This is a genomic window from Mycobacterium sp. PTI7 (assembly GCF_056679845.1).
The window spans coordinates 4,645,230-4,670,920 of record NZ_CM155252.1 but is presented as its reverse complement, the minus strand read 5'-3'; the positions used below and the strand labels follow the sequence as shown (position 1 = coordinate 4,670,920).

The window sequence follows — 25,691 nt, the reverse complement described above, 5'->3', positions numbered from 1 at the left end:
TTCGCGTGTACGGTCGGGATGTCAGCAACTGACATCGCCTGTGGAAGGACTCGAATCATGCACGTCTTCATCACCGGAGCCTCCGGATGGATCGGTAGCGCGGTCGTCGACGACCTCCTCGCGGCCGGCCACGCCGTCACCGGCCTCGCCCGCTCCGACGCCTCGGCTGCCGCCCTCGAGGGCAAGGGAGTGACGGTCCGGCGCGGCGACCTCGACGACCTGGACGCCATCCGGTCCGGGGCGCTGGCATCCGATGCCGTCATCCACCTCGCCAACAAGCACGACTGGGCGGACATGGCGGCCACCAACGCCACCGAACGCGCCGCCGCGAATACCGTCGGGGACGCGCTCGTCGGCACCGGCAAGCCGTTCCTGCTGGCGTCGGGTCTGGCCGGTCTGGCGGAGGGGCGGGCGGCGACCGAGGAGGACGCTTCGCCGTTCCACGGACCTGACGCACCGCGCGGCGGCACCGAGAATCTGCTGCTGGACTTCGCCGGCCGCGGCGTGCGGTCGGTGGCGTTGCGGTTCTCGCCGACGACGCACGGCACGGGTGACCACGGGTTCGTCGCCACCCTCTGTCGGATCGCCCGCGACCGGGGCGTCTCGGGCTACCCCGGTGACGGCCGGAACCGCTGGGCCGCAGTGCACGTCGCCGACGCCGCGCGCATGGTCGTGCTCGGGCTCGAGAAGGCGCCGGCCGGCAGCCGGCTGCACGCCGTCGCCGAGGAGGGCGTGCCCACCAGGGTGATCGCCGAGGCCATCGGGCGGGCGTTCGACCTTCCCGTCGCCGCCGTGCCCGACGATCGCATCGGCGAGCACTTCGGCTGGATCGGCGGGTTCTTCGCGATGGACATGGCCGCGAGCAGTGCGGCGACTCGGGAACTCCTGGACTGGACGCCGACCGGCCCCACGCTGATCGAGGACATCGACGGCGGCGCGTACCGGCCGGGTCAGTAGACGTACCGGCGCACCGCGTCCGGGTGGATGACCAGCCGCACCTGGTCCTCGGCGAGGATCGCTGCGAGGTCGACGGCCCGGGCCGGGTCGTCGAGGTCCCAGTAGCGGGCGGCGAGACGGGCGGCCAGCTCGCGACCGCCGTCGGGCTCGACCGTGACGGGCCCGGCCACCGACACCCACCGCTCGCGCTCACCCACCGGTGCGGCGACGACGATCGACGCGCGGGGGTCCCGACGTGCCCACCGGACCTTGAGAGTGTCCGGGGCGGTGAACAACTGGACCGTGCCGGCGTCGGTGGTCTCGAACCAGACGGGCCTCGGCTGCGCGGGTGTCGGCCCCGCGGCCATGCTGAGGAAGCCGTGCAGGGGGCGGCGCAGGAAGTCGATGTCCTGCTCGAGGAGACTCATCGGTCCCACACTCCGGTCGCGGCGGTGCGCAGGACGTAGTCCTCGAACGTCCCGGGTGGCCGCCCGAGCACGGTCTCGACGCCGTCGGTCGTTTCCGCGATGGTCCCGCGTTCCATCAGCGCGTACATGTCGGCGAGGTGGTGCGCGCCGTCCTCGGGCAGGCCGTCCGCGACGAGCGCCTTCACGTACTCCTCGGCGGAGATCCGGGTGTAGGTGACGGCCCGCCCGGTCGCCCGCGCGATCAGGTCGACGGCCTCTGCGAAGGCGATCCCGCGCGGACCGGACATCTCGTAGGTGCGGCCCGCGTGTCCGCCGGGTTCGGCGAGGACCGTGGCGGCCACGTCGGCGACGTCGTCGATGTCGATGAAGGGCTCGGGAACGTCACCCGCCGGCAACCGAAGGTCGCCGGCGACGACCGGGGCGTGGAACAGCTCCTCGCTGAAGTTCTGGTCGAAGTTGTTGGGCCGCAGCACTGTCCATTCCAGGTTCGAGGCGCGCACGGCGTCCTCGGCGTCGCGCATGTCCAGTCCGAACGTGGAGTCGCCCCACGTGTCGGCGCCGCGGCCGGAGAGCAGCACCAGTCGCCGGACGCCCGATGCCTCGGCGCGGGCGACGAAGTCGTGCACCGGCCCGGACCACCCCGGTGAGACGACGTAGGCGGCGTCGGCCCCGTGCAGGGCGGCATCCCAGGTGTCGGGTGCGGTCCAGTCGAACGGCGTCGCGCTCGATCGGGACGCGGCCCGCACGGGTGTGCCGCGCAAGCGCAGTCGGGCGGCGACGCGGCGGCCGGTCTTCCCGGTGGCGCCGAGGACGAGGACGGTGTTCTGGGCGGTGTCGTCGGTCATGCAGTCAGTCAACCGTGCGGGATCGGACGCTTCCATGGGTCAGACCCTCGGAAACCTGTCCAATCGTCTAACCTCGCGGCATGGACGTGTTCGGAGATCTGTTTCGTGGCGTGCGGGCGCACGGATCGCTGTTCGGCAGCTCGACCCTGACCGCGCCGTGGGCCCTGCGCTTCGTCGACGGTGCGCCGCTCACACTGTGCACCGTCGTGGGCGGTGAGGGCTGGATCGTGCCCGAGGGCGGTGAGCCGGAGCGGCTGCGCGCGTACGAGACCGTCGTCGTGCGCGGGCCGGGCACCTTCACGTTCGTCGACGCCCTCGACACCAGCGCCGAGCCGGTCGACTGCGGTGAGTTCTGCGCGGCGCCCGAGCTGGGCGGTACGCGGCACAGGTTGGGCTGGAGCGACGTCGGCGCCGGCGAGACGACGCTGATCGTCGGCGCCTATCCCGTCCGCGGCGAGATCAGCCGGCGCCTGCTCGACGCGCTGCCCGTCGCGTTGCGCGTCGAGGCCGGTGGGACCGGTGACGCGGTGGTCGACCACCTCGCCGCCGAGGTCGCCGTGGACGCTCCCGGTCAGCAGCTCGTGCTCGACCGCCTGCTCGACTGGATGCTGGTGTGCACGCTGCGCGAGTGGTTCGACCGGCCCGGCGGCGAGCCGCCGGCGTGGTGGTCCGCGCAGCGCGACCCGGTGGCCGGCGACGCGCTGCGGCTGCTGCACGCCGAGCCCGAGGCGCCGTGGACGGTGGCCTCGCTGGCCGATCGCATCGGGGTCTCGCGGTCGACGCTCGCCAAGCGGTTCGCCGACCTGGTCGGCGAACCCCCGCTGACGTACCTGACCCGCTGGCGGATGACGCTTGCGGCCGACCGCCTGGTCGACCAGCAGTCGTCGAGCATCGCGGACGTCGCACGCGCCGTGGGATATTCGGACCCCTTCGGTTTCAGCGCGGCGTTCAAGCGGATTCGCGGCGTGAACCCGAGCGAGTACCGCCGGACGGCCTCACGGGCGGTCTGAGCAGGTACGCGACCGCCGGACGTTACCGTGGCGAGCACGTGCACGTCCCCGGTGGCTGGAGGAATGAATGCAGGCTGACGTCATCGTCGTAGGAGCCGGTCTGGCCGGGCTGGTCGCCACCCACGAACTGACCCGACGCGGCAAGAGGGTGCTGATCGTCGACCAGGAGAACGCCGCGAACCTCGGCGGTCAGGCGTTCTGGTCGTTCGGCGGGATCTTCCTGGTGAACAGTCCCGAGCAGCGCCGGATGGGCATCAAGGACTCGTTCGACCTGGCCTGGAACGACTGGCAGGGCAGCGCCGCCTTCGACCGACTCGACGACGAGGACGTCTGGGCCGCCCGCTGGGCCCGCGCCTACGTCGAGTTCGCCGCCGGAGAGAAGCGCTCGTATCTGGCCGAGCACGGCATCAGCTTCCTGCCCACCGTCGGGTGGGCCGAGCGCGGCGACCTTTCCGCCAGCGGCCACGGCAACTCGGTGCCCCGCTTCCACGTCAGCTGGGGTACCGGCACCGGCGTCGTGGAACCCTTCGTCGCGTCCGCGCTGGAGGCCGCCGATCGCGGACTCGTCACCTTCCACTACCGCCACCGCGTCGACGAGTTCGTCTACGCCGACGGCGCCGTGACCGGCGTGCGCGGAGCGGTGCTGGCCCCCGACGACGCCCCGCGCGGTGCGCCGTCGAATCGCGACGTCACCGGCGACTTCGAGCTGTCGGCGCGGGCCGTCGTGGTGACCACCGGTGGCATCGGCGCCAACCACGACATCGTCCGCCGGTACTGGCCGGAGCGGATGGGCACGCCGCCGGCGGAGATGATCACCGGTGTCCCGGCCTACGTCGACGGGCGCATGCTCGACATCGCCGCGGACTCCGGCGTGCGGCTGGTCAACCGAGACCGCATGTGGCACTACACCGAAGGCGTCGTCAACTGGGATCCGATCTGGCCCCGGCACGCCATCCGGATCCTGCCCGGACCGTCGTCGATGTGGTTCGACGCGCTCGGCCGGCGCCTGCCCGAGCCGTTCCTGCCCGGCTACGACACCCTGGGCACGCTGCGGCACCTGCGCACCACGCCCGACATCGCGCGGTACGACCACTCCTGGTTCATCCTCACCCAGAAGATCATCGAGAAGGAGTTCGCGCTGTCGGGCTCCGAGCAGAATCCCGACATCACCTCCAAGAGCAAGAAGGCCTTCCTCAAGGAGCGGCTGTTCAACAAGAACGCGCCCGGCCCGATCGAGGCGTTCAAGGACCGCGGCGAGGACTTCGTCGTCGCCCGCACGCTCGAGGAACTCGTCGACCGGATGAACGCGCTGACCGACGAGCCGCTGCTCGACCCGGTGGCCATCCGTCGCCAGATCGAGTCGCGTGACATGCAATTGGCGAATCCGTTCAGCAAGGACGCCCAGATCCAGGGCATCCGCAACTCGCGGAAGTCGCTGGGCGACCGCATCGGCAGGACGGCCGCGCCGCACCGGATCCTCGATCCCGACGCCGGCCCGCTGATCGGCGTCAAGCTGCACGTGTTGACCCGGAAAACGTTGGGCGGCATCCAGACCGACCTGTCGTCACGCGCGGTCGGGATGGACGGCGAGGTCATCCCCGGCCTCTACGCCGCGGGCGAGGTCGCCGGCTTCGGCGGTGGCGGCGTACACGGATACAACGCGCTCGAGGGCACGTTCCTCGGCAGCTGCATCTTCTCCGGTCGCGCCGCCGGGCGGGCGCTCGCCGACACGCTGTGAGTGGTCAGGCCCACTTGGCGACGGCCCACCTCTCGAAGAGGCCCAGCAGGGAGTCGGTGAGCTTGCCCAGCAGGGCGAGCGAGATGATCGCCAGGAAGATGCGGTCGATGCGGCCGTTCTGGCCCGAATCCAGCAGCAGGAAGCCCAAACCCATCGAACTGGCGATCAGTTCGGCGGCGACGAGGAACAGCCACGACTGAGCGAGTGCGAGCCGCAGCGCCGACACCGTCGACGGCACGACGGCGGGCAGCTGCACCGTCGTGAACAGCCGCAGGCCGTGCAGCCCGAACGCACGCCCGGCCTCGAGCAGGTGCGCGTCGACGTGGCGCAGCGCCGACCCCACGATGGTGTAGACGGGGAAGAACGCGCCGATCGCGATCAGGATGACCTTCGACTCCTCGCCGATGCCGAACCAGAGGATCAGCAGCGGCACCCAGGCGAGCGACGGGACGGCCCGTACGCCGCCGAACGTCGGTGCGAGAAGAACGTTCGCGAATCTGGACAGTCCCACGATCGCGCCGAGCGCCAATCCGACGGTCGCTCCGATCGCGAAGCCCACCACGACGCGCTGGGTGGAGATCGCCACGTAGTGGCCGTAGAGCCCGCGCTCGGTGAGGTCGACGGCGGCGAGCCACACCGACGTCGGGGACGGCAGCACCGACGCCGCCACCAGCCCGCTCGCCGACGCCCACTGCCACAGGGCCAGCACGAGCACCGGCACGACGGCACCGCCGACGACGCGAACCGACCGGCGGTTCAACGGGTTCGCCGACCTCGGGTCGTCCCGCGTGCCGGCGGCGACCGCGGCGGTCACGTCGCCTGACCGACGCGGGAGCCGTCGGCCTTCTTCGCGAAGCCGTCGTCGATGATCGACGCCAGTGCGTCGTCGACCTGCTGCTGATCGGGCACGTCGCCGAGTTCGACGAACGTCGGCCCGATCTTCTCGAGGACCGCCAGCTGGGTCGGTCCGGGCACCTGGTCGACGTCGAGGTTCGAGCGCTCGGTGATCACCGTGGTGGCGACCGCCGGGTCCAGACCTGCGGCGTCGGCGAGGATCTGGGCGGTCCGCTCCGGGTTCTGCGTCGCCCACGTGGCGGCCGCGGCGTAGGAGTCGACGACGAGTTGCGCCAACGCGGGCTTCTCGGCGAGGAAGTCCTCGCGCGCGTTGAGGAAGCCGTAGCTGTTGAAGTCGAGGTTGCGGTAGAACAGCGTCGCGCCGGTCTGTTGGGCACCGGCCATGATCGGGTCGAGCCCGGCCCACGCGTCGACGGAGCCGTTCTGCAGGGCGGCCCAGCCGTCGGCGTGCTGCAGGTTCTGCACGGTGACGTCGCGAGCGGTCAGCCCGTTGGCCTCCAGCGCCTGCAGGAGGAAGAAGTAGGGGTCGGTGCCCTTGGTCGCGGCGACGCTCTTGCCGCGGAGTTGCGCGACGCTGGTGATGGCGCTGCCCTTGGGCGCGACCAGCGCGGCCCACTCGGGTTGCGAGTAGATCGCGATGGTCTTGATCGGTGACCCGTTCGAACGCGCAAGCAGCGCTGCCGAGCCCGCGGTCGATCCGACGTCGATCGCGCCCGCGCGCAGTGCCTCGTTGGCCTTGTTCGATCCGGCGGACTGCACCCAATTGACGGTGACGCCCTCGGCTTCGAGCCAGCCCTGGTCCTTGATGATCAGGCTCAGCGGGTTGTAGGTGGCGAAGTCGATGTCGAGCACCTGACCGTCCACCGTGTCGCCGGCAGATGAGGAGGACTCGCCCTCACCCGATACACACCCGCTGAGCAGTAGTGCCGTCGACGCGATCACGGCGACGAGGGCCGTCCTGGCTGCGGTGAGTCTCATGGTCTGCCTTTGCCTCTGCGGGTGGTCGGGAGGTCGCGTGCGCGGTGGTGGCGGTCGACGCCGAGGCCGTCGAGCAGGCGGCCGCGGAGTTCGGCGAGTTCGGCGGAACCGCGGTCGCGCGGCCGGTCACCCGGAACGGGGACGGTCTGACGGATCGTCGCGCCCGGGACGCCGTCGTCGTGCCCGAGGAGGATCACGCGGTCGGCGAGTTGCAGCGCCTCGTCGACGTCGTGGGTGACCAGCAGCACCGTCGCCGGCGCGGCCTCGTGCACGTCGAGCAGCAGGTCCTGCATCTTCAGGCGGGTGAGGGCGTCGAGCGCGCCGAACGGCTCGTCGAGCAGCAGCACGCCCGGGTTGCGGGCGAGTGCCCGCGCGAGTGAGGCCCGCTGCGCCATGCCGCCGGACACCTCGCGGGGTCGGTGGCCGGCGAAGTCGGTGAGCCCGACGAGGTCGAGCAGGGTGGCGACCTTCTCCCGGCCGGCCGAGGCGGGCGTCTGCGGCGGCAGTCCCAGCGCCACGTTCTGCGCCAGGGACCGCCACGGCAGCAGTCGGGGCTCCTGAAAGCCGACCGCGCAGCGCGGGTCGTAGGGCGCGACGGGTGCGCCGTCGATCTGCGCGGTGCCCGCGGTGGGCGCGTCCAGCCCTGCGACGATCCGCAGCAGCGTCGACTTGCCACAGCCGCTGGTGCCGACGATCGCCAGGATCTCACGGGGCGCCACCACCAGGTCGACGTCGCGCAGCACGGGGCGGACCTCGCCGTTGGCGGAGGTGAATGCACGCGCGAGGCCGCCGAGGGAGACCTCGAGGGCGTCGTCGGCGAGCCGCACGTCGATGACGGGGGTGGGCGCGGCCAACGAGAACTCCAACCAGACGACGGCGCGAGGGGTGTCGACGCGCATCCGGATGGTCGCCTAATCACCCCGTCCCGTCACGGGTTGGAATCCGCGTGGTTCGAATGGCGGTGTGCTTGGTCGTCGGGAAGACGCGGCGCTGCGTCAGGCGGTCATCACGAAGTCGGCGCCGCCGACGAAGACCATGCCCGACGGGTGCGGCGAGTTGATGGCGCCGACGACGGCGGTGGCGATGGACCCGTCGATCATGTCGCCGGAGACCACCGTGAACCGGACGCCGGCCCGCTCGAACGTGGAACGCATGGCGTACAAAGCGGTTTCGCCGGCACGCTTGCTGGCGGCGACCGGTCCGTAGCCCACCGGGACGCCCTTGTTCGGGAAGAAGTGCGCCTGGTGGCTGGTGACGTAGACGATCCGGCCGTTGACCGGCATCACCGGAACGGCCAGCTGCGCGAGGCGGCGCTGCCCGTCGCGGTTGAGGCGCATCGCGTAGCGGGGATCGGCGCCCAGCTGCAGCCCGCCCGACGCGGTCAGCACGAGGGCGTCCAGCCGGCCGAAGCGCCAGGCGATGGTGTCGACCATCGCGACGGCGGCCGCCTCGTCGGAGATGTCGGCTGCCAGCGTGGACGCGTGCCCGCCGGCGGCCCGGATCGACGCGACGAGGGCGTCCGCACGGTCCGCGGTCTGGCGGTAGTTGACGATCACGTGGGTGTCCGCGTCGGCGAGCTGACGGGCCACGTCGGCGCCGATACCCCGCGATCCGCCGGTCACCAGGACGATCCGTGAGGGTTCGTGCGCCATGTCGGGTTCCTTCCGTCGCTGCCGACGACGTTGTCGGCCGAAGCCCAACCGTACACCGATCTTAAGAAAAATAAGGCCTACATAAGGTCACGGTAAGGCGGCGGGACGACGGTCAGTGCGACGCGTCCGGTTTCTCCTTCGACGCCCGCAGCGACCCGGGATGGGCCTTCGCCGACGGGTCGTTGCGCGTCTTGATCAGGCTGGCGACCGTCACGATCGCGAGGACCGCGATGATCACGACGAGGCTCAGGTAGGTGTTGATCTCGGGCACCCGGGGGTCGATGTCGACGTGCGCCCAGTGCAGCACCAGCTTCACGCCGATGAACGCGAGGATGATCGCGAGCCCGGTCGAGAGGTAGACGAGCCGATCCAGCAGGCCCTTGACCAGGAAGAACAGGGCGCGCAGGCCCAGTAGCGCGAACGCGTTGGCGGCGAACACGATGAACGGCTCCTCGGTCACGCCGAAGACCGCGGGGATGGAGTCGAGGGCGAACAGCAGGTCGACGCTGCCGATCGCCACCAGGACCGCGAGCAGCGGGGTGACCATGCGGCGGCCCTCGCGGCGGGTGAACAGCTTGCCGCCGTCGTAGTCGTCGGTGATCGGCAGGAAGCGGCGGGTGGCCTTGATCATCACGTTGTTCTCGATGTCGGGGTCCTCGTCGCGGTGTCGGAACAACTGCACCGCGGTGAAGATCAGCAGCGCGCCGAACACCAGGAACATGAACGAGAACAGCGACAGCAGGGCCGCGCCGACGACGATGAAGATCGCCCGCATGATCAGCGCCAGGATGATGCCGAACGTCAGCACCTTGTGCTGGTGCTCCTCGGGCACCGCGAACGTCGTCATGATGATCACGAAGACGAACAGGTTGTCGACCGACAGGCTCTTCTCGACGATGTAGCCGGCGAAGTACTGGGTGCCGAAGTCGCCGCCGTACGCGCTCGCGAACCACACGCCGAACGCGACGGCCACCAGGATGTAGAACACCGACCAGGCCGCCGCCTCGCGGAACCCGACGCGGTGCGGGCGCAGCGCCGCCAAGAGCAGGTCCACCGCGAGCAGCGCGATGATCAGGCCGACCGTCACGACCCAGGTCGTCGTCGAGATCTCCAGCATGCGTCCATGGTGGCCGACCGGGGACGCGGCACTGGAACCACGATGCCGATGGTGACGTTTTCGTAAGATCAGCCGCGCCGAGCGCACGCTTGTTGACGGGCCCACTCGGGCGATGCGTTCGACAAGCGTGCGCTCGGCGGGTCAATCCAGGGTCAGAGCAACTTCTCGATCGTGATCGGCAGATCGGTGACGCGCTTGCCGGTGGCGTTGTGCACGGCATTGGCGATCGCACCGGGCACGCCCACCATCACCACCTCGCCCAGACCCTTGACGCCGATCGGGTCGGCCACGTCGTCGCGCGACTCGAGGTAGACCGCGTCGAGCGCGGGCACGTCGGCGTTGACCGGCACCAGGTAGTCGGACAGATTCGCGTTGACGATCCGGCCGTCGCGGTAGTCGGTCTCCGCGGCCTCCAGCAGCGCCATGCCGATGCCCTGCGTCATGCCGCCGAGGGCCTGGCTGTGCGCGAGCTTCGGGTTGATCACCCGCCCGGCGTCGTACACCGCGTAGAGCCGCCGGATGCGCACCGTGGCCAGCAGCGGGTCGACGGCCACCTCGGCGAACACCGCCCCGTAGGCGTGCATCGAGAACCGCTTGTTCGCGTCGTCCGGGGTGTAGGTGCCGTCGGCGTCGAGGCCGGGCAGACCGCGGCGGCGCAGCACGTCCTGATACGTCTCGCCCCGGCCGGCGTCCGAGCGCAGCTGCATGCGTCCGTCGACGACGGTGACGTCCTCCGGCCGAGCGCCGTTGAGTGGCGAGCCGGGATCGAGGATCGACGTGCGAATGATCCGGTCACGCAGCGTGTTTGCGGTGACGAACACGCTGGAGCCGCCGCTGGCCATCAGCTGCGAGCCGTACTGGCCCGCGGCGTCGGGGTAGCGGCTGTCGCCCAGGTTGACGCGAATCCTGTTCAGCGGCAGCCCGAGTGCGTCGGCCGCCACCTGGCCCAGCGCCGTGTACGTGCCGGGTCCGATGTCGCTGGCGGCGGTGTACACGTCGACGGTGCCGTCGGCGTTGATCCGTGCCGACGCCGACGACTCCGAGCGCGCGGTGTGGTAGAGCGCGGCGGCCGTGCCCATCCCGATCACCAGGTCTCCTTCGCGTACCGCGCCGGGGGTGGGATTGCGCAGGGACCAGCCGAACTCCCGGGCGCCCCGCTCGAAGCACTCGGTGAGCCGGCGGGTCGAGAACGGCAGGCCCTTGCTCTGGTCGACCCGCGGTTCGTTGCGCAGTCGCAGCTCGATCGGATCCATCCGAAGGCGTTCCGCGAGTTCGTCGATCGCACATTCGAGGGCGAAGGCACCGGTGACCGCACCGGGGCCGCGCATGTAGGTGGGCTCACTGACGTCGAGTGGGACCACTTCCGAGGACGCGCGGAAGGCGGGGGAGGAGTACAGCAGCCTGGTCCCCTCGGTCGGGGAGTCCTCGTAGCTGCCGTACCGCGAGACCTCCACCCGGCTCTCGTGGACGGTCGCGGTGATGCGCCCGGTCCGGTCGGCGCCCATGGCGAGGCGCTGCCAACTCTCCGGTCGATAGCCGATCGCGGCGTACATCTGCTCGCGCGTGAGGGACAGCTTGACCGCGCGGCGGGTCTGGCGTGCCGCATGGGCGGCGAGCAACTGGTGCGGCCAGGTGCTTCCCGCACTACCGAACGCGCCACCGACGAACGGCGAGATGACGTGGACGGCGTCCTCGGGGATGCCGAAGGCCTTCGCGTAGGCACCCCGGCTCCGGGACACGGCCTGCACCTTGTCCCACACCGTCAACCGGTCGCCGTCCCACGCGGCGATGGTGGCGGGGATCTCCATGGGATTGTGGTAGTTCCGCGCGATCGAGTACGTGCGGTCGACCACCTCCGCGGAGGTCCGCAGCGCGGCGTCGGCGTCGCCACGCCGATACTCCGGCGACTTCTGGCTCGGTTCACGTGCCGCGTCGTCGAAGTCGGTGTGCTGCGGCTCGCCGGTGTAGCGCACCGTCACCACGGTGGCGCCGTGGGCGGCCGCCTCCGCGGTGTTCGCGACGACGATCGCCACCGGCTGACCGAAGAACGCGACCTGGCCGACGTCGAAGGGCAGTGTCACGCCGCCGAAGTCGGTGATCACGCGCACGACGTCGGCGTGATCGGTGGCGGCCTTGGCGTCGATGCCGTCGATCGTGCCGCGGGACACGGTGCTGCACACCAGTGCCGCGTGCAGGTGGTCGGGCACCGGATGATCGGCGGCATACTTGGCGGCGCCGGTGACCTTGAGCCGTCCGTCGACGCGGGAGACGGACTGGCCGGAGACCGCGGTGGGCGTCGCGAGCGGCCGCGTCACGGCAGACCCGCCACGGTCGCGAGCTGACGCTGAACGGCGCGCTTGACCAGTTCGACCTTGAAGCCGTTCTCCGACAGCGGCTTCGCACCGTCCGCCGCGACTGCCGCCGCATCGAGCCACAGCTGCGGGCTGGGTGGCCGGCCGGCGAGTCGGGCCTCCACGGCGGGGAGTCGCCACGGCACGGTGCCGACACCTCCGACCGCGACGCGCGCCGAGCGGATCACGCCGCCGGAGAGGTCCATCGCGACGGCAGCCGAGGTGAGCGCGAACTCGTAGGACTGCCGGTCGCGGACCTTCAAATATCCGGAGCGCCGGGTGTCGGGGCGGACGGGGACCTCGATCGCGGAGATCAACGCCCCAGCGGCCAGGTTGTTCTCGCGGGCGGGGGTATCACCGGGCCTGCGGAAGAAGTCGGCTATCGGGATGGTGCGCTCGCCGTCGGCATCGCGGGTGATCACCACGGCGTCGAGGGCCGTTAGCGCCACGGCCAGGTCGGACGGGTGGGTGGCGACACACGACGCGCTGGTGCCCAGGATGGCGTGCGTGCGGTTGCGGCCGTCGATGGCGGCGCACCCCGAGCCGGGGTTGCGCCGGTTGCAGGCGGCGCCCACGTCGCGGAAGTAGAGGCAGCGCGGGCGCTGCAGCAGGTTTCCGCCGATCGAGGCCATGTTCCGCAGCTGGGCCGACGCGCTGAGTTCCAGCGCCTCGGTGATGACGGGGAACTGTTGCCGCACCTGGGGATTCGAGGCCAGCGCCGTCATCCGGACCAGAGCCCCGATGCGAAGTCGGGTCGGGGACAGATCGACGTCGCGGTAGGGCAGCGCGTTGATGTCGACGACCCGGTCGGGGCGCTCGACGGTCTGGCGCATCAGGTCGACCAGCGTGGTGCCACCGGCCAGGTACCGGGCACCCTCGGCGCCTGCGGCCAGTGCGGCGGCTTCGTCACCGGCGGTGTCGTAGCGGAAGGGGAACATGGTCAGACACCGCCCTGATCGGCGACGCGCGAGATCGCCGCGACGATGTTGGTGTAGGCGCCACATCGACAGATGTTGCCGCTCATGGACTCTCGGATCTCCTCGGGCGATCCGGCGCGACCCTCGCGGATGCACCCGATGCCGGAGAGGATCTGGCCGGCGGTGCAGTACCCGCACTGGAAGCCGTCCTCGTCGATGAACGCCTGCTGCAGCGGGTGCAGGCGACCGTTCTCCTCGAGCCCCTCGATGGTGGTGACCTCGGTGCCGTCGGCCTGGACGGCCAGCGTCAGACAGGAGACGACGCGCTCACCGTCGAGCAGCACCGTGCAGGCGCCGCAGGCACCCTGATCGCAGCCCTTCTTCGTGCCCGTCAACTCCGTGTGCTCGCGCAGCATGTCGAGCAGCGAAGTGCGGTTGTCCACCGTGAGTTCGCGCTCGTCGCCGTTGAGGGTCACGCGCACCGCGCTCGACGTCGACGTGTCCTCGTCGGTCTCGGTCGCGCAGCCGTCGAGCAATCCCATGGCCGCGACGGCTCCGCCGACGGCGACGGATGCGCCCACGAAGGTCCGCCGCTTGATCCGCCATGCCTCTGTATCCGCGGCTGCGGACGCGCTGTCGTGCTCGTTCAAAGTCGACCACCTCTGGAAGTACGGGCCCCGTGCCCCTCCAGAGTGCCAGCGCCGCGAGCGGTGAGGCAGCCACTGACGAGCGGTGTACCGGCGGGGCACCCCAGGTGCGCGTCAGTTTCGGGTTCGGGGGCCGGGGTAATCGCCCGTCAACGGACCGACCGGCCTGACGGCCAAGACTGGAGACACGTGAGCTTCCTCGAGAACGCCAAGGACAAGATCAGCGACGCCGCCGACAAGGTCAAGGACGAGCACTGGGCCCACGAGGAGAAGGCCGAGGACGACGTCGAGCCCGATCCCGGCGTCGCCGGTTCGCGGGCCAAGCGCGACGACGAGGACGGCACGTACGTCGGCCGCACCAATCCGCAGTTCGACGCCGAGACCCAGGAGAGCGGCGCCGAGGCCCGCGCGGAGGCCGACGGCCAGTAGCGGTCAGGGCGTCACGAGCACCTTGAGGCTCCGGCGGTCCGCCATGTCGCGGTACCCGCCCGGGACGTCGCCGATGCCGACGGTGGAGTCGAACACCCGGCCCGGATCGATGGTGCCGTCGAGCACGTCGGGCAGCAGTTCCTCGACGTAGGCCCGCGCCGGTGCGGGCCCACCCGCCAGGCGGACGTTGCGACCGAACAGGCTTGCGAACCCGATTCCGGCGTCCTCGTATTGCGGGACGCCCACCCGGCTGATGACGCCGCCCGCACGGACGATGCCGACGGCCTGCTCGTAGGCGGGCATGTGACCGACGGCCTCCAAAACGACGTGGACGCCGTCGCCGCCGGTGAGGTCGCGGACCGCGGCGATGCCCTCGTCGCCCCGGGCGGACACGACGTCGGTGGCGCCGTAGTCGCGTCCGAGGTCGGTGCGCTGCGCGTGGCGGCCCATGAGGATGATCCGCTCGGCCCCCAACCGCTTGGCCGACAGGACCGCCATCAAGCCCACCGCGCCGTCGCCGATCACCGCGACGCGGGTGCGTGGGCCGACGCCACCCATCTTCGCAGCGTGGTGGCCGGTGCCGAGGACGTCGGACAGCGTGAGCAGTGACGGCACGAGTGCGGAGTCTTCGCCGACGGGCAGCTTCACCAGCGTGCCGTCGGCGAGCGGAACGCGGATGGCCTCCGCCTGCGCGCCCTGGTCGGGGATGTTGTCCCAGAACGTGGCGGCCGGATCGGCGCACGACGTGTGCAGGCCCTCGCGGCAGAACTGACAGGTGTTGTCCGACACCGAGAACGGCGAGACGACGAGGTCGCCCTTCGTCACGGTCGTCACGTCGGCCCCGACGTCTTCGACGACGCCGATGAACTCGTGGCCCATCCGCGCGGGGCCGCTGCCGGCGCCCATCGACGAGTAGGGGTGCAGGTCGCTGCCGCAGATGCAGGACGCGGTGATGCGGACCAGCGCATCGGTCGGGTGCTCGATCCGGGGATCGGCGACGTTCTCGACGCGGACGTCGCCGGCGCCGTACATGAGTGTTGCGCGCATGGTGTGGTGCTCCTTCGAGGGTGACTTCAGCGGTTGTCGACGACATCCTTGAGGACCGGCAGAGCCGAGAACACGGTCGGCCAGCCCGCGTAGAACGCCAATTGGGTCAGGGTCTCCGACGCCTGGTCCCGGGTGAGGCCGTTGTCCATGGCCTTGCCGAGGTGGAAGGTCACCTGACCCACCTGTCCGGCGGCTACGAGCGCACTGACGGTCACCAGGCTGCGGTCGCGGGGCGCAAGGCCGGGCCGCAACCAGAGGTCGGTGAAGAGGACGTCGGTGGTGTACTGGACGACGCCCGGCGCGACGGCGCCGAAGTCCCGGTCGACGCCGGTGCGCCGCCGGTCCTCGGCGGCCTGATCGATCGGCAGTGGCGGGTCGTCGGCGGAGGGCAGATCCGCGGCCTGAACACCACGCTCGTCGAACACGGGTGTGGCGGCGGCGACGGCCGCGAGCGCGTTGGGCCAGCCCGCGTAGAAGGCGAGATGGGTGATGATCTCCGACAGCTCGGCGGGGGTGACGCCGTTGTCCAACGCACGCCCGAACTGTGCCGGCATGTCGATCGTCTGATTGCGGGCGATCAACGCGGCGACCGTGACGACGCTGCGGTCACGCGACGACAGGCCGGGCCGGTCCCACAGTTCGCCTTCGATGATGCGGTCGCGGTAGTCGGCCAGTGCGGGGGATACCGCCGCGACGTCGCCGGTGGGCGTCGCCGCACCCGACCGGTCGGACTGCGCGCAGCCGCTCATCCACACCGACGCCGACGTGACCGTGGCGGCCAACAGCGTCCACCTGCCGCCCCTCACCGGCGGTACTCCTCGTCGCTCACGTGCTCCAGCCAGTTCACCCCGGTGCCGTCGACGTGGGTCTGGATCGCGAGGTGGGTCAGCGTCGTGTCCTCGGTGGCGCCGTGCCAGTGCTTCACGCCCGGGGGCGTCCACACCACGTCGCCGGGATTCAGCTGCTGCTTGGGCCCGCCCCACTCCTGCACCCAGCCCGTGCCGGTCGTGACGACGAGCGTCTGGCCGGCGGGATGGGTGTGCCACGCACTACGTGCGCAGGGACTGAACGTGACCTCCGCCGAACTGAAGTCCCGCGCGTCGTTGACGTCGAAGAGCGGCGTGACGCGAACCTCGCCGGTGAACGTCTCGGCCGGACCGGTCGACGAGGGGCGGGTCTCGGAGCGGGACACCTCCATCCGCTCGCCGTCGGCTCCCGCCGGCGTGGCCTTGAACGTGCCCATCGACAGGGCCGCCGCCGCCAGTGCCGCGGTCGTGAACAGTCGTCTCATCATCGTCGTGCTCCTTCGCTCGTGCGGTGGTCTGGCCGGGGTCAGCCCAGGTTGGTGGTGAAGAACTGGTCGAGGGTGTCGAACGGGATCATCTCGACGCGGTCGTAGAGGTCGACGTGGCCGGCGCCCGGGACGATCACCAGCTCCTTGGGCTCGGCCGCGAGTCGGTAGGCGTCCTCGCTGAAGTAGCGCGAGTGGGCGTTCTCACCGGCGACGAACAGCAGCGGCCGGGGCGAGATCGCGTCGATCTGCGCGAACGGGTAGTAGGCGTTCATCGCGGCCGTGCTGGTCTGGCTGAACGCCGTGGTCGAGCGGGGGTGCTCGCCGCGGGGCGTGCGGTAGTAGTCGAAGAATTCGCGGTCGACGGCGGTGGACTCCGCGGTCAGTTCGACCGGTGTTCCCGGCACCATGGCGCGGTCGGCGCCGTCGAGTTCCGCCCAGCGCTGGTCGGCGGCCGCCCGAAGGTTCTGCCGGCGCTGGTCCTCGGGCACGGCGTCGTTCAGGCCCTGCCGGTTGGCGCGGCCCATGTCGTACATGCTGACGGTGGCCAGCGCGCGGATGCGCGGGTCGACCGCCGCGGCGCTCAGCGAGAAGCTGCCGCTGCCGCAGACGCCGATCACGCCGATGCGGTTCCGGTCGACGAGGTCGTTGCCGCCGAGGTAGTCGACGGCCGCGCTGAAGTCCTCGGTGAAGGCCTCGGGCGAGGCCAGGTTGCGGGGCGACCCGCCACTCTCGCCGCCGTAGGAGGCGTCGAATGCCAGTGCCACGTAACCCCGTTCGGCCATCTGCTGGGCGTACAGACCGGAGGACTGCTCCTTCACGCCGCCGTAGGGATGACCCACGATGATCGCCGGGTGGCGGCGGGTGGTGTCGACGTCGGCGGGCACGTAGAGGTCGCCGACGAGGTCGATGCCCAGCCTGTTGTCGAACCGCACCTTCTCGACGTCCACCCGGTCGCTCTGGGGGAACGTCTTGTCCCACTCCGCGCTCGCCGCGGTGGGAGCGTCGGGTTGACCCGAGGACGACGCGCAACTGGTGAGCGCCAGTGCGCCGATGGCGACGAGGGCGGCACCGATCAGCGGGCGCGGGCCGCGGCGCTTCCGGGCGGTGGTGGGTGTGTCTGTCATGTCGAATCCTCATGTGACGTCGGTTGTTCGGGTCCGGTGGGTGTGCCTCCAGACAACGCCCATCCGGGCCGACGTGGGAGTCACCGTCGAGACGTGTACCGGCAGTGCATCCCTCCCGGTCGCCGATGGTCGTACGGTCGGACACGTGGACAACCGACACGAGGTACGTGACTTCCTGACGTCGCGGCGCGCCAAGATCACGCCGGCGCAGGTGGGCATGCCCGACTTCGGGCACCGGAGGGTGCCGGGCCTGCGCCGGGCCGAGGTCGCCGCGCTAGCGGGTGTCAGCGTCGAGTACTACGCAAAGCTGGAACGCGGGTCGCTCGGCGGGGTCTCGGCGTCGGTCCTCGACGCACTGGCCCGCGCGCTGCGGCTCGACGACGCCGAACGGGCACACCTGTTCCACCTCGCCCACGCCGCCGACGGCACCAGCGCCGGCATGCGTCCGCGTCGACGGCCGAGTGCCAAGTGGACGCCGCGGCCCGCGCTGCAGTGGATGCTGGCCGGCATCCATCCGCCCGCGCTGATCCGCAACGGCCGGATGGACCTGCTGGCCACCAACCACCTGGGCCACGCGATGCACACCTCGGTGTACGACAGCCAGCCGGGCGAGACGCCGAACTTCGCCCGCTACACCTTCCTCGACGACGACGCGCAGCGGTTCTATCCGGACTGGGACACCGCTGCCGACACCTGCGTCACCATCCTGCGGACCGAAGCCGGCCGCGACCCCCACGACAAGGCCCTGCACGACCTCGTCGGCGAGTTGTCCACGCGCAGTGAGCCGTTCCGCCGCCGCTGGAGCGCCCACGACGTCAGCCTGCACGGCGCGGGCACCAAGCGGTTCCACCACACCGTCGTCGGCAACCTGGACCTGAACTACGAGAGCGTCGACATGATCGCCGACGCGGGGCTGTCCCTGACCATCTACGTCGCCGAGCCCGGGTCGCCGACCGCGCACGCGTTGGACCTGCTGGCGTCCTGGGCGGGCACGCCCGCGGACGTCGACGCGCCGTGACGGTCCTGCGTCCCTGGGCGCTACTGGTGGTCGTCGGCCTCGCCGCCTGTTCGGCCGAGCCGGGCCGGTCGAGTGCCCAACCCGAAGCGCCCAGCCCGTCCGCGAGCGCCTCCGCCATGGACGTCCGACTGACCGTCGACGGCCGCGACGTCGAGGCGCGGCTGGCGGACAACCCGACCGCGCGCGCCCTCGCCGGACTGCTTCCGCTTCGGCTGAGCTTCCGCGACCTGAACGACGTCGAGAAGATCGCCCGGCTCCCGCGCCCGTTGACCACCGACGGCGTGCCCGGCGGCTCCGATCCCGAGGTCGCCGACATCGGCTACTACGCGCCCACGGACGACCTCGTCCTCTACTACGGGGACGTCGGCTACTTCGACGGCATCGTGCACGTCGGCCGGTTCGACGCGGAAGCGCTCGACTGGATCCGCGATCGGCCCGACGGGTTCACGGTCGCCCTCGACCGCGCGTGACGCGCGTCGAGACTGCCGTGGGGGTCGTGCTCCCGCGATAATCGCAGCCCTGAGCGCATTCTCGACGCAAACTCCCGACCTGCCGACTTCGACGCGATGGGGTTACACATCGACCGTCAGGGGTAAAGCTCGACCACAGATCCGTTCGAGCAGTCGAGGAGACACCATGACGTCGCAGGAACCCACGCAGCCGTCCGACGACGAGGTCGCCGACGAGGTCCTCGCGCCGGCCACGCCGGGTGCCGAAGCGCTCGGCACCGATGCCCCCGAGGAATCCGACGAGGCCACGGGCCAGTAGGCGCTGCCCTCACCGATAGCGCCGGGGAACCGTCCACGGCCGCCCGAACACCTCGTCGAAGGACTCCGGCACGAAGACGCTGTCGCCGCCCGCCGGGAAGCTGGTGAGTTCGCCGAAGACCACGCGTCCGTCAAGGTCGTAGAGGTCGACGCGCACGAAGTCGGTGTCCACGCCGAGGCGTTCGGCGAGGTCGATCATCGTGGCGAGGCCGGGCGCCCGCGGCGGTTCGGGCCGGGCCCAGGGTGGCCCACCGCTCATCGGAAGGTGCTGCCATTCCCGGGTGAAGAAGTCCTGGGTCCGCACGCCGAAGCGTCCGGCGTCCACCTGGACGAACTCACACCGGCCGTGGAACACGAAGAACTTGTAGTCCGCGGGGATGCCGCCGTCGGTGCCGGCCAGCATCTCCTCCACGATGACGCGGCGCGGGACGCGGCCGTACACCCATTCGCGGTTGGGTCCCTGGCCGTAGAGCTGGGTGAGCCAGCCGGCGGCCACCCGGATGAGTTCCGCGCGGGGCGCCGCCTCCGGGCGGACGTGGGAGTAGACCCAGCTGCCGGGGTCCGTCGGCAAGGTGGCGTCGGCCGGGGCCCGGCCCGAGACGACGATGGCCGCGCCGCTGCCGTGCGTCGGCTTCACCACGAAGTCGGCGGGGAGCGGTACGTCGGCGAGCTGCGCGGCGTCGTCGACAATGGCGTACGCGCGCGGCAGGAACCCGGGTCCGATCGCGTCGGCCACGTAGTCGCGCACGGCGGCCTTGTCGGCGAACGTCACGACCAGTCCACGGTGGTCGCGCAGCATCTTGTAGCGCACCTTGTCGCGGAACGTGCGCGGCCGCCGCGTACGCCACAGCCGGACGGCGCGGACGAGGCGGCTGCGCTCGCGCCGGCGGACGGTGGTCACGCGTCCAGGCTAGGAGCACGCTCTCCCGCCCGATAGGTTCTGTGTCGTGGCCCTGTCCCCAGACATCGTCGGCATGACGTACACCTACCCCGACCACTACGAGGTCGGGCGGGAGAAGATCCGCGAGTACGCCGAGGCGGTCAAGAACGACGACGCGGCGTACGTCGACGAGGACGCGGCTCACGAGCTGGGCCACGACGCGCTCCTCGCGCCCCTGACGTTCATCTCGATCTTCGGTCTGCAGGCGCAGATGGCGTTCTTCGAACACGCGAACATCCCGATCACCGACGAGAAGATCGTCCAGGTGGAGCAGGGGCTGACGTTTCTGCGGCCCGTCAAGGCGGGTGACAAGCTGTACTGCCACATCCGGCTCGACTCGCTGCGGCAGGCCTTCGGGGCCGACGTGCTGACCATCCGGAGCCGCATCACCAACCAGCACGGCGAGACGGTGCAGGAGGACTACACCACCATGGCGGGGCGCAGCGAAACGGAGTGATTGGGGCCGTGGAGTCCATCACATCGCGTCTGAGCACCCCCGAAACGGGCATATTGCATACACTCGCAAGCGTTGTGCTTGCAAAAGTTAGCAAGTGTGTTGTCAAGAATGGGCACGCACGCCTAGGCATGGAGGCGTAATGGCGATTCTTGAGGTCGGTGCACACATCGGCGGCATCGGCGACGAGATGGTCAACCGGATGCGTCCGGCGACGAATCTGTTGATCGACGCGGCGCGCGCAAGTTCGTCGTACGTCGACCGTCTGCTCCGCACGGACGGAGCCGACACCGGGCGCGCCGGATCCGGACTGCTCCTGCACGCCCTGCGCCGCGACGACGTGGGTCGCCGCCCCGGCGACGTCATCGTCCCCCGCGACGTCACGCGCTGCTGACGGCCACGCGGTACGGTTCCGGCAGGGTTTTGTTCGAGGCGCTACAAAATGCGTCTCCCCTGTGAAGGAGTCGCTCATGTCCGAGTCGATCGAGACGTTGATGCACGACAATCTGCTCGCGGTGTTCAATGAACGCGACGACGCCGCGCGCGCGTCCGCGATCGAGCGGACCTATGCGGCCGACGTGCGGTGGACCGACGACGAGGGCGTGACCACCGGACGCGCCGCGCTCGACGCCAAGTGCGTCGCACTGCAGGCCAACCTGGGTGATCAGCAGTTCGCGACCGACGGCCCCGTGCGCAGCCTCGAGGGCTTCGGATACCTCGGCTGGCACCTGCTCGATCCCTCGACCGGAGAACCGGTCCTGTCCGGCTTCGACACGGCACTGATCGCCGACGGGATGATCACCGACCTGTGGACCGTGCTGATCCCGCCGCAGTAGGCCGGGAATAGGACGCCCCCGCGCGGGCATTCGACTCTGATAGCCGACTACGCATGGGAGACGACCGATGAAGTTCGGAATCGCGACGTTCGTGACCGACGACGGGATCGACCCGGTGTCGCTCGCCCGCGCCATCGAGGAGCGCGGCTTCGAGTCCCTGGTGATCGCCGAGCACACCCACATCCCGGCCAGCCGGGAGTCGGCGTATCCCGGAGGCGGGGAGCTGCCGGAGCCGTACTACCGCACCCTCGATCCCTTCGTCACCCTCGCTGCGGCGGCGGCGGTCACGACGACGATCGAGTTGTTCACCGGCATCGCGCTCCTGATCCAGCGAGACCCCATCACGACCGCCAAGGAGGCGGCCAGCGTCGACCTCGTCTCGAACGGGCGCTTCGTCTTCGGGGTGGGCGCCGGCTGGAACATCGAGGAGCTGCGGCACCACGGCACGGACCCCAAGACCCGGGGCGCGCTGCTCGACGAACGCCTCGACGCCATCAAGGCGCTGTGGACCGCCGAGCCGGCCGAGTATCACGGCCGCTACGTCGAGTTCGACTCGTCCTACCTACGGCCCAAGCCGGTCCGGAAGCCGCATCCGCCCATCTTCATCGGCGGCAACTCCGATGCCACCGTCAAGCGGGTGGTCCGCCACGACGCCGGGTGGATCTCGAACCCGCTGCCCGCCGAGCAGCTCGCGAAGCGGATCGGACAGATTCGCGACGGCGCCGGTCACGACGTCCCGCTGGCCATGTTCGGCACCCCGATCGACGCCGACTACTGGCGCACCGCCGACGACCTGGGCTTCGGGCAGGTGGCGCTCATGCTGCCCACCCGGCCGCGCGACGAGACGCTCGCGCTCCTCGACGACTTCGCCGCGAAGGTTCGGCAGTACCGGGCGTGACCACCGGGGGAGGCTCCCGTCCCGACGTCGCGACGCCTACGGTCGAACGATGGATTTCGAGGAGTACCGCTCATACGACGCCACCGGCCTCGCCGGGCTGGTGGCCGACGGACAGGTGACGGCGGACGAGCTGCTGACACTGGCGCGCGACCGTGCGGCGCGGGTCAACCCGAAGATCAACGCGATCGTGCGGGACGTGCCCGCCGCACCCGCGGACGCACCCAGCGGCCCGTTCACCGGGGTGCCGTTCCTGATCAAGGACCTGGCCCAGGACTACGCGGGCCTGCCCACCTCGGCGGGGTCGCGGGCACTCCGGTCGACGCCGGTTCCCGCGCACGCCACCATCGTTCAGCGCTGGCTCGACGCGGGCCTGGTCATCTTCGGCAAGACCAACACCCCGGAGTTCGGCGCCAAGGGCATCACCGAGCCGGAACTGTGGGGCCCGGCGCGCAACCCGTGGGACCTCTCGCGGACGCCCGGCGGATCCTCGGGCGGGTCGGCGGCCGCCGTCGCGGCCGGGATCGTGCCGGCGGCGGGGGCCAACGACGGCGGCGGATCCATCCGCATCCCCGCCGCCTGCTGCGGTCTGGTGGGACTCAAGCCCGGACGCGGACTCACCCCGTCGGGCCCGTCGACCGGCGAGTCGATGCACGGCGCAGCGGTCCAGGGCGTCGTGTCGCGGACGGTGCGCGACACCGCCGCGATGCTCGACGTGATCAGCGGCGGTGAGCCGTTCGGCCCGTTCTCCCCCGCAATGCCCGAGGCGTCGTTCGCGTCGTGCGTCGGCCAGGACCCCGGCAGACTGCGCATCGGGGTCCGGGTCCCGTCGGCGATCAACCCGACACCGGACCGCGAGGCGGTGGCGGCCGTCGATGCCGCCGTCCGCGTGCTCACCGACCTCGGCCACCACGTCGAGGAGCTGCCCGCTGCGCCGTTCGACGACGCCGCGCTGGCCCGGGACTTCCTGCTCACCTGGTTCGTCTACACCGCATGGGAACTCGACGAGGCGAAGCGCCTGACGGGTGCGGGTGACGAGTCCTTCGAGCGCGACACCCTGATCCTCGCCGCGATCGGGCGCGCCACGCCCAGCGTCGACTACGTGGACGCCGTGCAGCGGCGCCACGAACACACCCGCCGGCTGAGCACGTTCTTCGAGTCGTACGACCTGCTGCTGACGCCGACGCTGGCGACTCCGCCGCCCAGGATCGGAGAGTTCGACCTGCCGTTCGCGTTGCAGCGCGCGTCGGACGTGCTCATCAAGACCCGCACGGCCCGGCTCCTGCGCTACACCAAGATCGTCGACGACATGGTGGACAAGAACCTGAACTGGGTGCCGTACACGCAGCTCGCGAACCTGACCGGGCGCCCCGCGATCACCGTCCCGATGTACTGGACGGCCACCGGACTGCCGCTCGGCGTGCAGTTCGTCGCGCCGCTCGACGGTGAGTCGACGCTGATCAGGCTGGCGGCGCAGCTCGAGGCCGCGGCGCCGTGGGCGGATCGGCGCGCGGGCGTTTAACGGGGTTCGCCGGTGGTAGTCCCCTCCTCGATCCGCCGCCGCCCGGCGTGCGATCGTGCCGAAGGAGCGATCCCCAGTGAGCCAAGGGCCCGACCCCGCCGAGGAACTGGTGGGGATGTTCGCACGGATGTCGGGGATGCTGCTGACGGAGACGACGGTGGCCGGTGCACTCTCCACCGTCACGTCGCTGGCCGCCGAGACCATCGCCGGCAGCGCCGGCTCGGGCATCAGCCTGATGGACCACCACGGTAGGCGAACCACGTCGGCCGCCACCGACGCCCTGGTTCGGCAGCTCGACGACGCCCAGTACGAGCTGGACGAGGGACCGTGTCTGACCGCGTGGCGGGAGGGCACCGTGATCCGCTCGCACGGAGACGACGACGCACGACGCTGGCCGGCCTGGATGTCACGCGCCACCGCGCTCGGCATGCGGTCGTTCCTCAGCGCCCCAGTCACCCACGGCGACGACCACCTCGGTGCCATGAAGGTGTACTCGACCACCGTCGACGCCTACGACGACCACGCCGAGCACCTCCTCCGGCGCTTCGCCGACCAGGCGGCCATCTTCGTCGGCAACGTCAAGACCGTCCGCTCCGCGGAACGCCTGAGCGAGCAGTTGAAGGAGACCCTGCGATCGCGCGACTTGATCGCGACGGCGCGCGGGATCCTGATGGCACGGTTGGGGATCGGCTCCGCCGAGGCATTCCGCGAACTGGCCATGGAGTCACACCGCACCCACCGGCTGGTCGGTGACGTCGCCGCCCGGATTGTCGCCTCGACGACGGACGCGTGAGTCGCTGATGGCTGCCTACGACGAGCTGGACAAGCGATTCCACTTAGCCTTCGAGTCCGCGGACATCTCGATCGACCAGCTGTGGCTGCGCTACTTCAGCCTCGGCGGCGACGCCGGCCGCTTCGAGCTGGACGCCTACATGAACGGCGCGATCGCGCTGCCCCCCGACCAGCACGACATGCTCGCCCACGCCATCAACGAACGGCTCGACGAGATCGCGCCGCCGCGCGCGCCCTACAGCGACGAGTTTCAGAGCGCGGACGAGTCGAGTGGGGTGGAGGGAAGCCTCTGAGCGGGCGGGCTCAGCCCTGGCCGCGGGTGTCGATGACCCGTTGGGCGATGTCGACGAGTTTCGCGTTGCCCTCCTGCGAGAGCTGACGCAACATGTCGAAGGCCTGCACGTCGTCGATGCCGAAGCGCTCCATGATGATTCCCTTGGCCTGACCGATGCGATCCCGGCTCGTCACTGCCGACTGCAGCTGCTCGCCCTGCTGGAACGACATGATGGCGGCCGCCGCGTGAGCGGCGAGCACCGTGCCGACCGACTGTCGCTCGGCGTCCCACTCCGTCGGCTCGAATCCGAACAGGTTGAGGGCACCCGCGGTGCGGTCCTTCGTGTACAGCTTGAACGAGATCCCGCTCCGCACGCCCAACTCCAGGACGGCCGGCGAGTACTGCGGCCAGCGCTGCTCCTCGCGGAAGTCGTCGGTGCGGACGACCACGTCATGGATCGCCGCATCCATGCACGGGCCCTGCTGATGCCGGTGCTGCAACTCGTCGAGCTGATGCGGCAGGTCGGTGGTGCCGGCATGGGACTCGAACCGGCCGCCTCGCCTGATCAGGAGGATGCCTGCGGTGCTGACACCGGGGATCAACTCCACCGCGGCCTCGGTGACCTCCGTGAAGATCTCCTCCACCGAGCGCGGAGCTGCGACGGCGCGGGCCATCTCGGCCATCTTCATCGCAAGGTCCTGTGGGTTCGGCTGGGACATGGAGTTGTGTCTGCCCGGTGAGGTTCCGGACAAACCTCCACCTGGCGAGCGGTCCGAGCGCGTCCGGGGGCGTGTCGGGGTCCGTCACCGCACCGTCAGAAACGTC

The 25,691-nt window shown here is 70.5% G+C and carries 30 protein-coding genes; 14 read left to right on the top strand and 16 right to left on the bottom strand.

From position 1 onward, the window contains the following. Window positions 1-57 precede the first annotated feature (57 nt). Window positions 58-957, top strand: a complete 900-nt coding sequence (locus AC1MEY_RS22580) for an SDR family oxidoreductase (RefSeq protein ID WP_480227608.1) — start codon at window positions 58-60, stop codon at window positions 955-957. Here the strand turns inward: AC1MEY_RS22580 and AC1MEY_RS22575 are convergent. Both AC1MEY_RS22575 and AC1MEY_RS22570 read right to left on the bottom strand, forming a co-directional pair. Continuing rightward, on the bottom strand, window positions 951-1,364 hold the full coding sequence (locus AC1MEY_RS22575) for a pyridoxamine 5'-phosphate oxidase family protein (RefSeq protein ID WP_480227607.1): 414 nt from the start codon (window positions 1,362-1,364) through the stop codon (window positions 951-953). The two genes, AC1MEY_RS22580 and AC1MEY_RS22575, sit on opposite strands and share 7 nt — an antisense overlap. Next, window positions 1,361-2,209: an NAD(P)H-binding protein gene (locus tag AC1MEY_RS22570; RefSeq protein WP_480227606.1), complete on the bottom strand. Its 849-nt coding sequence runs from the start codon at window positions 2,207-2,209 to the stop codon at window positions 1,361-1,363. The genes AC1MEY_RS22575 and AC1MEY_RS22570 overlap by 4 nt, the downstream gene beginning before the upstream one ends. Window positions 2,210-2,289: 80 nt before the next feature. Between AC1MEY_RS22570 and AC1MEY_RS22565 the strand changes: the two genes are divergently transcribed. Together AC1MEY_RS22565 and AC1MEY_RS22560 are read left to right on the top strand one after the other, a co-directional pair. Beyond that, entirely contained in the window at window positions 2,290-3,219 is a 930-nt protein-coding gene (locus tag AC1MEY_RS22565; RefSeq protein WP_480227605.1) for an AraC family transcriptional regulator, read from the top strand. A 67-nt stretch (window positions 3,220-3,286) separates the two neighbouring features. Next, window positions 3,287-4,957, top strand: coding sequence for an FAD-binding dehydrogenase (locus AC1MEY_RS22560; protein ID WP_480227604.1), 1,671 nt, complete (start codon window positions 3,287-3,289; stop codon window positions 4,955-4,957). 4 nt (window positions 4,958-4,961) lie between these two features. On the opposite strand, the gene AC1MEY_RS22555 is transcribed toward AC1MEY_RS22560, so the two are convergent. The 8 genes from AC1MEY_RS22555 to AC1MEY_RS22520 form a co-directional block, all read right to left on the bottom strand. Next, window positions 4,962-5,672, bottom strand: a complete 711-nt coding sequence (locus tag AC1MEY_RS22555; RefSeq protein ID WP_480231624.1) for an ABC transporter permease — start codon at window positions 5,670-5,672, stop codon at window positions 4,962-4,964. Window positions 5,673-5,767: 95 nt separating this feature from the next. After that, on the bottom strand, window positions 5,768-6,790 hold the full coding sequence (locus tag AC1MEY_RS22550) for an aliphatic sulfonate ABC transporter substrate-binding protein (protein ID WP_480227603.1): 1,023 nt from the start codon (window positions 6,788-6,790) through the stop codon (window positions 5,768-5,770). Further along, on the bottom strand, window positions 6,787-7,533 hold the full coding sequence (locus AC1MEY_RS22545) for an ABC transporter ATP-binding protein (protein ID WP_480231623.1): 747 nt from the start codon (window positions 7,531-7,533) through the stop codon (window positions 6,787-6,789). Before AC1MEY_RS22545 ends, AC1MEY_RS22550 begins: the two co-directional genes overlap by 4 nt. Before the next feature lie 252 nt (window positions 7,534-7,785). Continuing rightward, complete coding sequence (locus AC1MEY_RS22540) at window positions 7,786-8,442, bottom strand: SDR family oxidoreductase (RefSeq protein ID WP_480227602.1); 657 nt, start codon at window positions 8,440-8,442, stop codon at window positions 7,786-7,788. 112 nt (window positions 8,443-8,554) lie between these two features. Further along, window positions 8,555-9,559, bottom strand: coding sequence for a TerC family protein (locus tag AC1MEY_RS22535; RefSeq protein ID WP_480227601.1), 1,005 nt, complete (start codon window positions 9,557-9,559; stop codon window positions 8,555-8,557). Window positions 9,560-9,711: 152 nt separating this feature from the next. Next, the gene (locus AC1MEY_RS22530; protein WP_480227600.1) at window positions 9,712-11,874 is read right to left on the bottom strand and encodes a xanthine dehydrogenase family protein molybdopterin-binding subunit; all 2,163 of its coding nucleotides are present in this window, start codon (window positions 11,872-11,874) and stop codon (window positions 9,712-9,714) included. Beyond that, complete coding sequence (locus AC1MEY_RS22525; RefSeq protein WP_480227599.1) at window positions 11,871-12,848, bottom strand: FAD binding domain-containing protein; 978 nt, start codon at window positions 12,846-12,848, stop codon at window positions 11,871-11,873. The genes AC1MEY_RS22530 and AC1MEY_RS22525 overlap by 4 nt, the downstream gene beginning before the upstream one ends. 2 nt (window positions 12,849-12,850) lie before the next feature. Continuing rightward, window positions 12,851-13,369 (bottom strand): (2Fe-2S)-binding protein, encoded by a 519-nt coding sequence (locus AC1MEY_RS22520; protein WP_480231622.1) that lies wholly within the window; start codon window positions 13,367-13,369, stop codon window positions 12,851-12,853. A 294-nt stretch (window positions 13,370-13,663) separates the two neighbouring features. On the opposite strand from AC1MEY_RS22520, the gene AC1MEY_RS22515 reads away from it, so the two are divergent. Continuing rightward, window positions 13,664-13,903 (top strand): hypothetical protein, encoded by a 240-nt coding sequence (locus tag AC1MEY_RS22515; protein ID WP_480227598.1) that lies wholly within the window; start codon window positions 13,664-13,666, stop codon window positions 13,901-13,903. 3 nt (window positions 13,904-13,906) lie between these two features. Here AC1MEY_RS22515 and AC1MEY_RS22510 read toward each other — a convergent pair whose 3' ends face one another. From AC1MEY_RS22510 to AC1MEY_RS22495, 4 genes are read right to left on the bottom strand one after another with little or no spacing between them, the layout of a single operon-like run. Next, entirely contained in the window at window positions 13,907-14,950 is a 1,044-nt protein-coding gene (locus AC1MEY_RS22510) for a zinc-binding dehydrogenase (protein WP_480227597.1), read from the bottom strand. A gap of 26 nt (window positions 14,951-14,976) precedes the next feature. Further along, entirely contained in the window at window positions 14,977-15,756 is a 780-nt protein-coding gene (locus AC1MEY_RS22505) for a carboxymuconolactone decarboxylase family protein (protein ID WP_480227596.1), read from the bottom strand. After that, window positions 15,753-16,244: a (R)-mandelonitrile lyase gene (locus AC1MEY_RS22500; protein ID WP_480227595.1), complete on the bottom strand. Its 492-nt coding sequence runs from the start codon at window positions 16,242-16,244 to the stop codon at window positions 15,753-15,755. The genes AC1MEY_RS22505 and AC1MEY_RS22500 overlap by 4 nt, the downstream gene beginning before the upstream one ends. A 38-nt stretch (window positions 16,245-16,282) precedes the next feature. Continuing rightward, window positions 16,283-17,368, bottom strand: a complete 1,086-nt coding sequence (locus AC1MEY_RS22495; protein ID WP_480227594.1) for an alpha/beta hydrolase — start codon at window positions 17,366-17,368, stop codon at window positions 16,283-16,285. A gap of 145 nt (window positions 17,369-17,513) precedes the next feature. On the opposite strand from AC1MEY_RS22495, the gene AC1MEY_RS22490 reads away from it, so the two are divergent. The 3 genes from AC1MEY_RS22490 to AC1MEY_RS22480 all read left to right on the top strand — a co-directional run bounded on the left by AC1MEY_RS22490 (window position 17,514) and on the right by AC1MEY_RS22480 (window position 19,154). Continuing rightward, entirely contained in the window at window positions 17,514-18,386 is an 873-nt protein-coding gene (locus tag AC1MEY_RS22490; RefSeq protein ID WP_480227593.1) for a helix-turn-helix transcriptional regulator, read from the top strand. Continuing rightward, complete coding sequence (locus tag AC1MEY_RS22485; protein ID WP_480227592.1) at window positions 18,383-18,856, top strand: cyclophilin-like fold protein; 474 nt, start codon at window positions 18,383-18,385, stop codon at window positions 18,854-18,856. Before AC1MEY_RS22490 ends, AC1MEY_RS22485 begins: the two co-directional genes overlap by 4 nt. Window positions 18,857-19,022: 166 nt before the next feature. Next, entirely contained in the window at window positions 19,023-19,154 is a 132-nt protein-coding gene (locus AC1MEY_RS22480; RefSeq protein ID WP_480227591.1) for a hypothetical protein, read from the top strand. A 9-nt stretch (window positions 19,155-19,163) separates the two neighbouring features. Here the strand turns inward: AC1MEY_RS22480 and AC1MEY_RS22475 are convergent, their stop codons facing one another. Continuing rightward, window positions 19,164-20,054, bottom strand: a complete 891-nt coding sequence (locus AC1MEY_RS22475) for an ATP-grasp fold amidoligase family protein (protein ID WP_480227590.1) — start codon at window positions 20,052-20,054, stop codon at window positions 19,164-19,166. A 46-nt stretch (window positions 20,055-20,100) separates the two neighbouring features. On the opposite strand from AC1MEY_RS22475, the gene hadA reads away from it, so the two are divergent. The 7 genes from hadA (at window position 20,101) to AC1MEY_RS22440 (ending at window position 24,885) form a co-directional block, all read left to right on the top strand. Beyond that, window positions 20,101-20,550: a (3R)-hydroxyacyl-ACP dehydratase subunit HadA gene (hadA, locus tag AC1MEY_RS22470; protein WP_480227589.1), complete on the top strand. Its 450-nt coding sequence runs from the start codon at window positions 20,101-20,103 to the stop codon at window positions 20,548-20,550. Between the two features lie 139 nt (window positions 20,551-20,689). Continuing rightward, on the top strand, window positions 20,690-20,941 hold the full coding sequence (locus AC1MEY_RS22465) for a hypothetical protein (RefSeq protein WP_480227588.1): 252 nt from the start codon (window positions 20,690-20,692) through the stop codon (window positions 20,939-20,941). Between the two features lie 76 nt (window positions 20,942-21,017). Next, window positions 21,018-21,383, top strand: coding sequence for a nuclear transport factor 2 family protein (locus AC1MEY_RS22460; protein WP_480227587.1), 366 nt, complete (start codon window positions 21,018-21,020; stop codon window positions 21,381-21,383). Window positions 21,384-21,450: 67 nt separating this feature from the next. Continuing rightward, complete coding sequence (locus tag AC1MEY_RS22455; RefSeq protein WP_480227586.1) at window positions 21,451-22,281, top strand: LLM class F420-dependent oxidoreductase; 831 nt, start codon at window positions 21,451-21,453, stop codon at window positions 22,279-22,281. Between the two features lie 49 nt (window positions 22,282-22,330). Beyond that, complete coding sequence (locus AC1MEY_RS22450) at window positions 22,331-23,800, top strand: amidase (RefSeq protein WP_480227585.1); 1,470 nt, start codon at window positions 22,331-22,333, stop codon at window positions 23,798-23,800. Between the two features lie 76 nt (window positions 23,801-23,876). Beyond that, a complete protein-coding gene (locus AC1MEY_RS22445) occupies window positions 23,877-24,593 on the top strand; it encodes a GAF and ANTAR domain-containing protein (protein WP_480227584.1) in 717 nt (238 codons plus the stop codon). A 7-nt stretch (window positions 24,594-24,600) separates the two neighbouring features. Further along, window positions 24,601-24,885: a hypothetical protein gene (locus AC1MEY_RS22440; protein WP_480227583.1), complete on the top strand. Its 285-nt coding sequence runs from the start codon at window positions 24,601-24,603 to the stop codon at window positions 24,883-24,885. Window positions 24,886-24,895: 10 nt separating this feature from the next. On the opposite strand, the gene AC1MEY_RS22435 is transcribed toward AC1MEY_RS22440, so the two are convergent. Next, window positions 24,896-25,555 (bottom strand): GAF and ANTAR domain-containing protein, encoded by a 660-nt coding sequence (locus AC1MEY_RS22435; protein WP_480227582.1) that lies wholly within the window; start codon window positions 25,553-25,555, stop codon window positions 24,896-24,898. Between the last annotated feature and the right edge of the window lie 136 nt (window positions 25,556-25,691).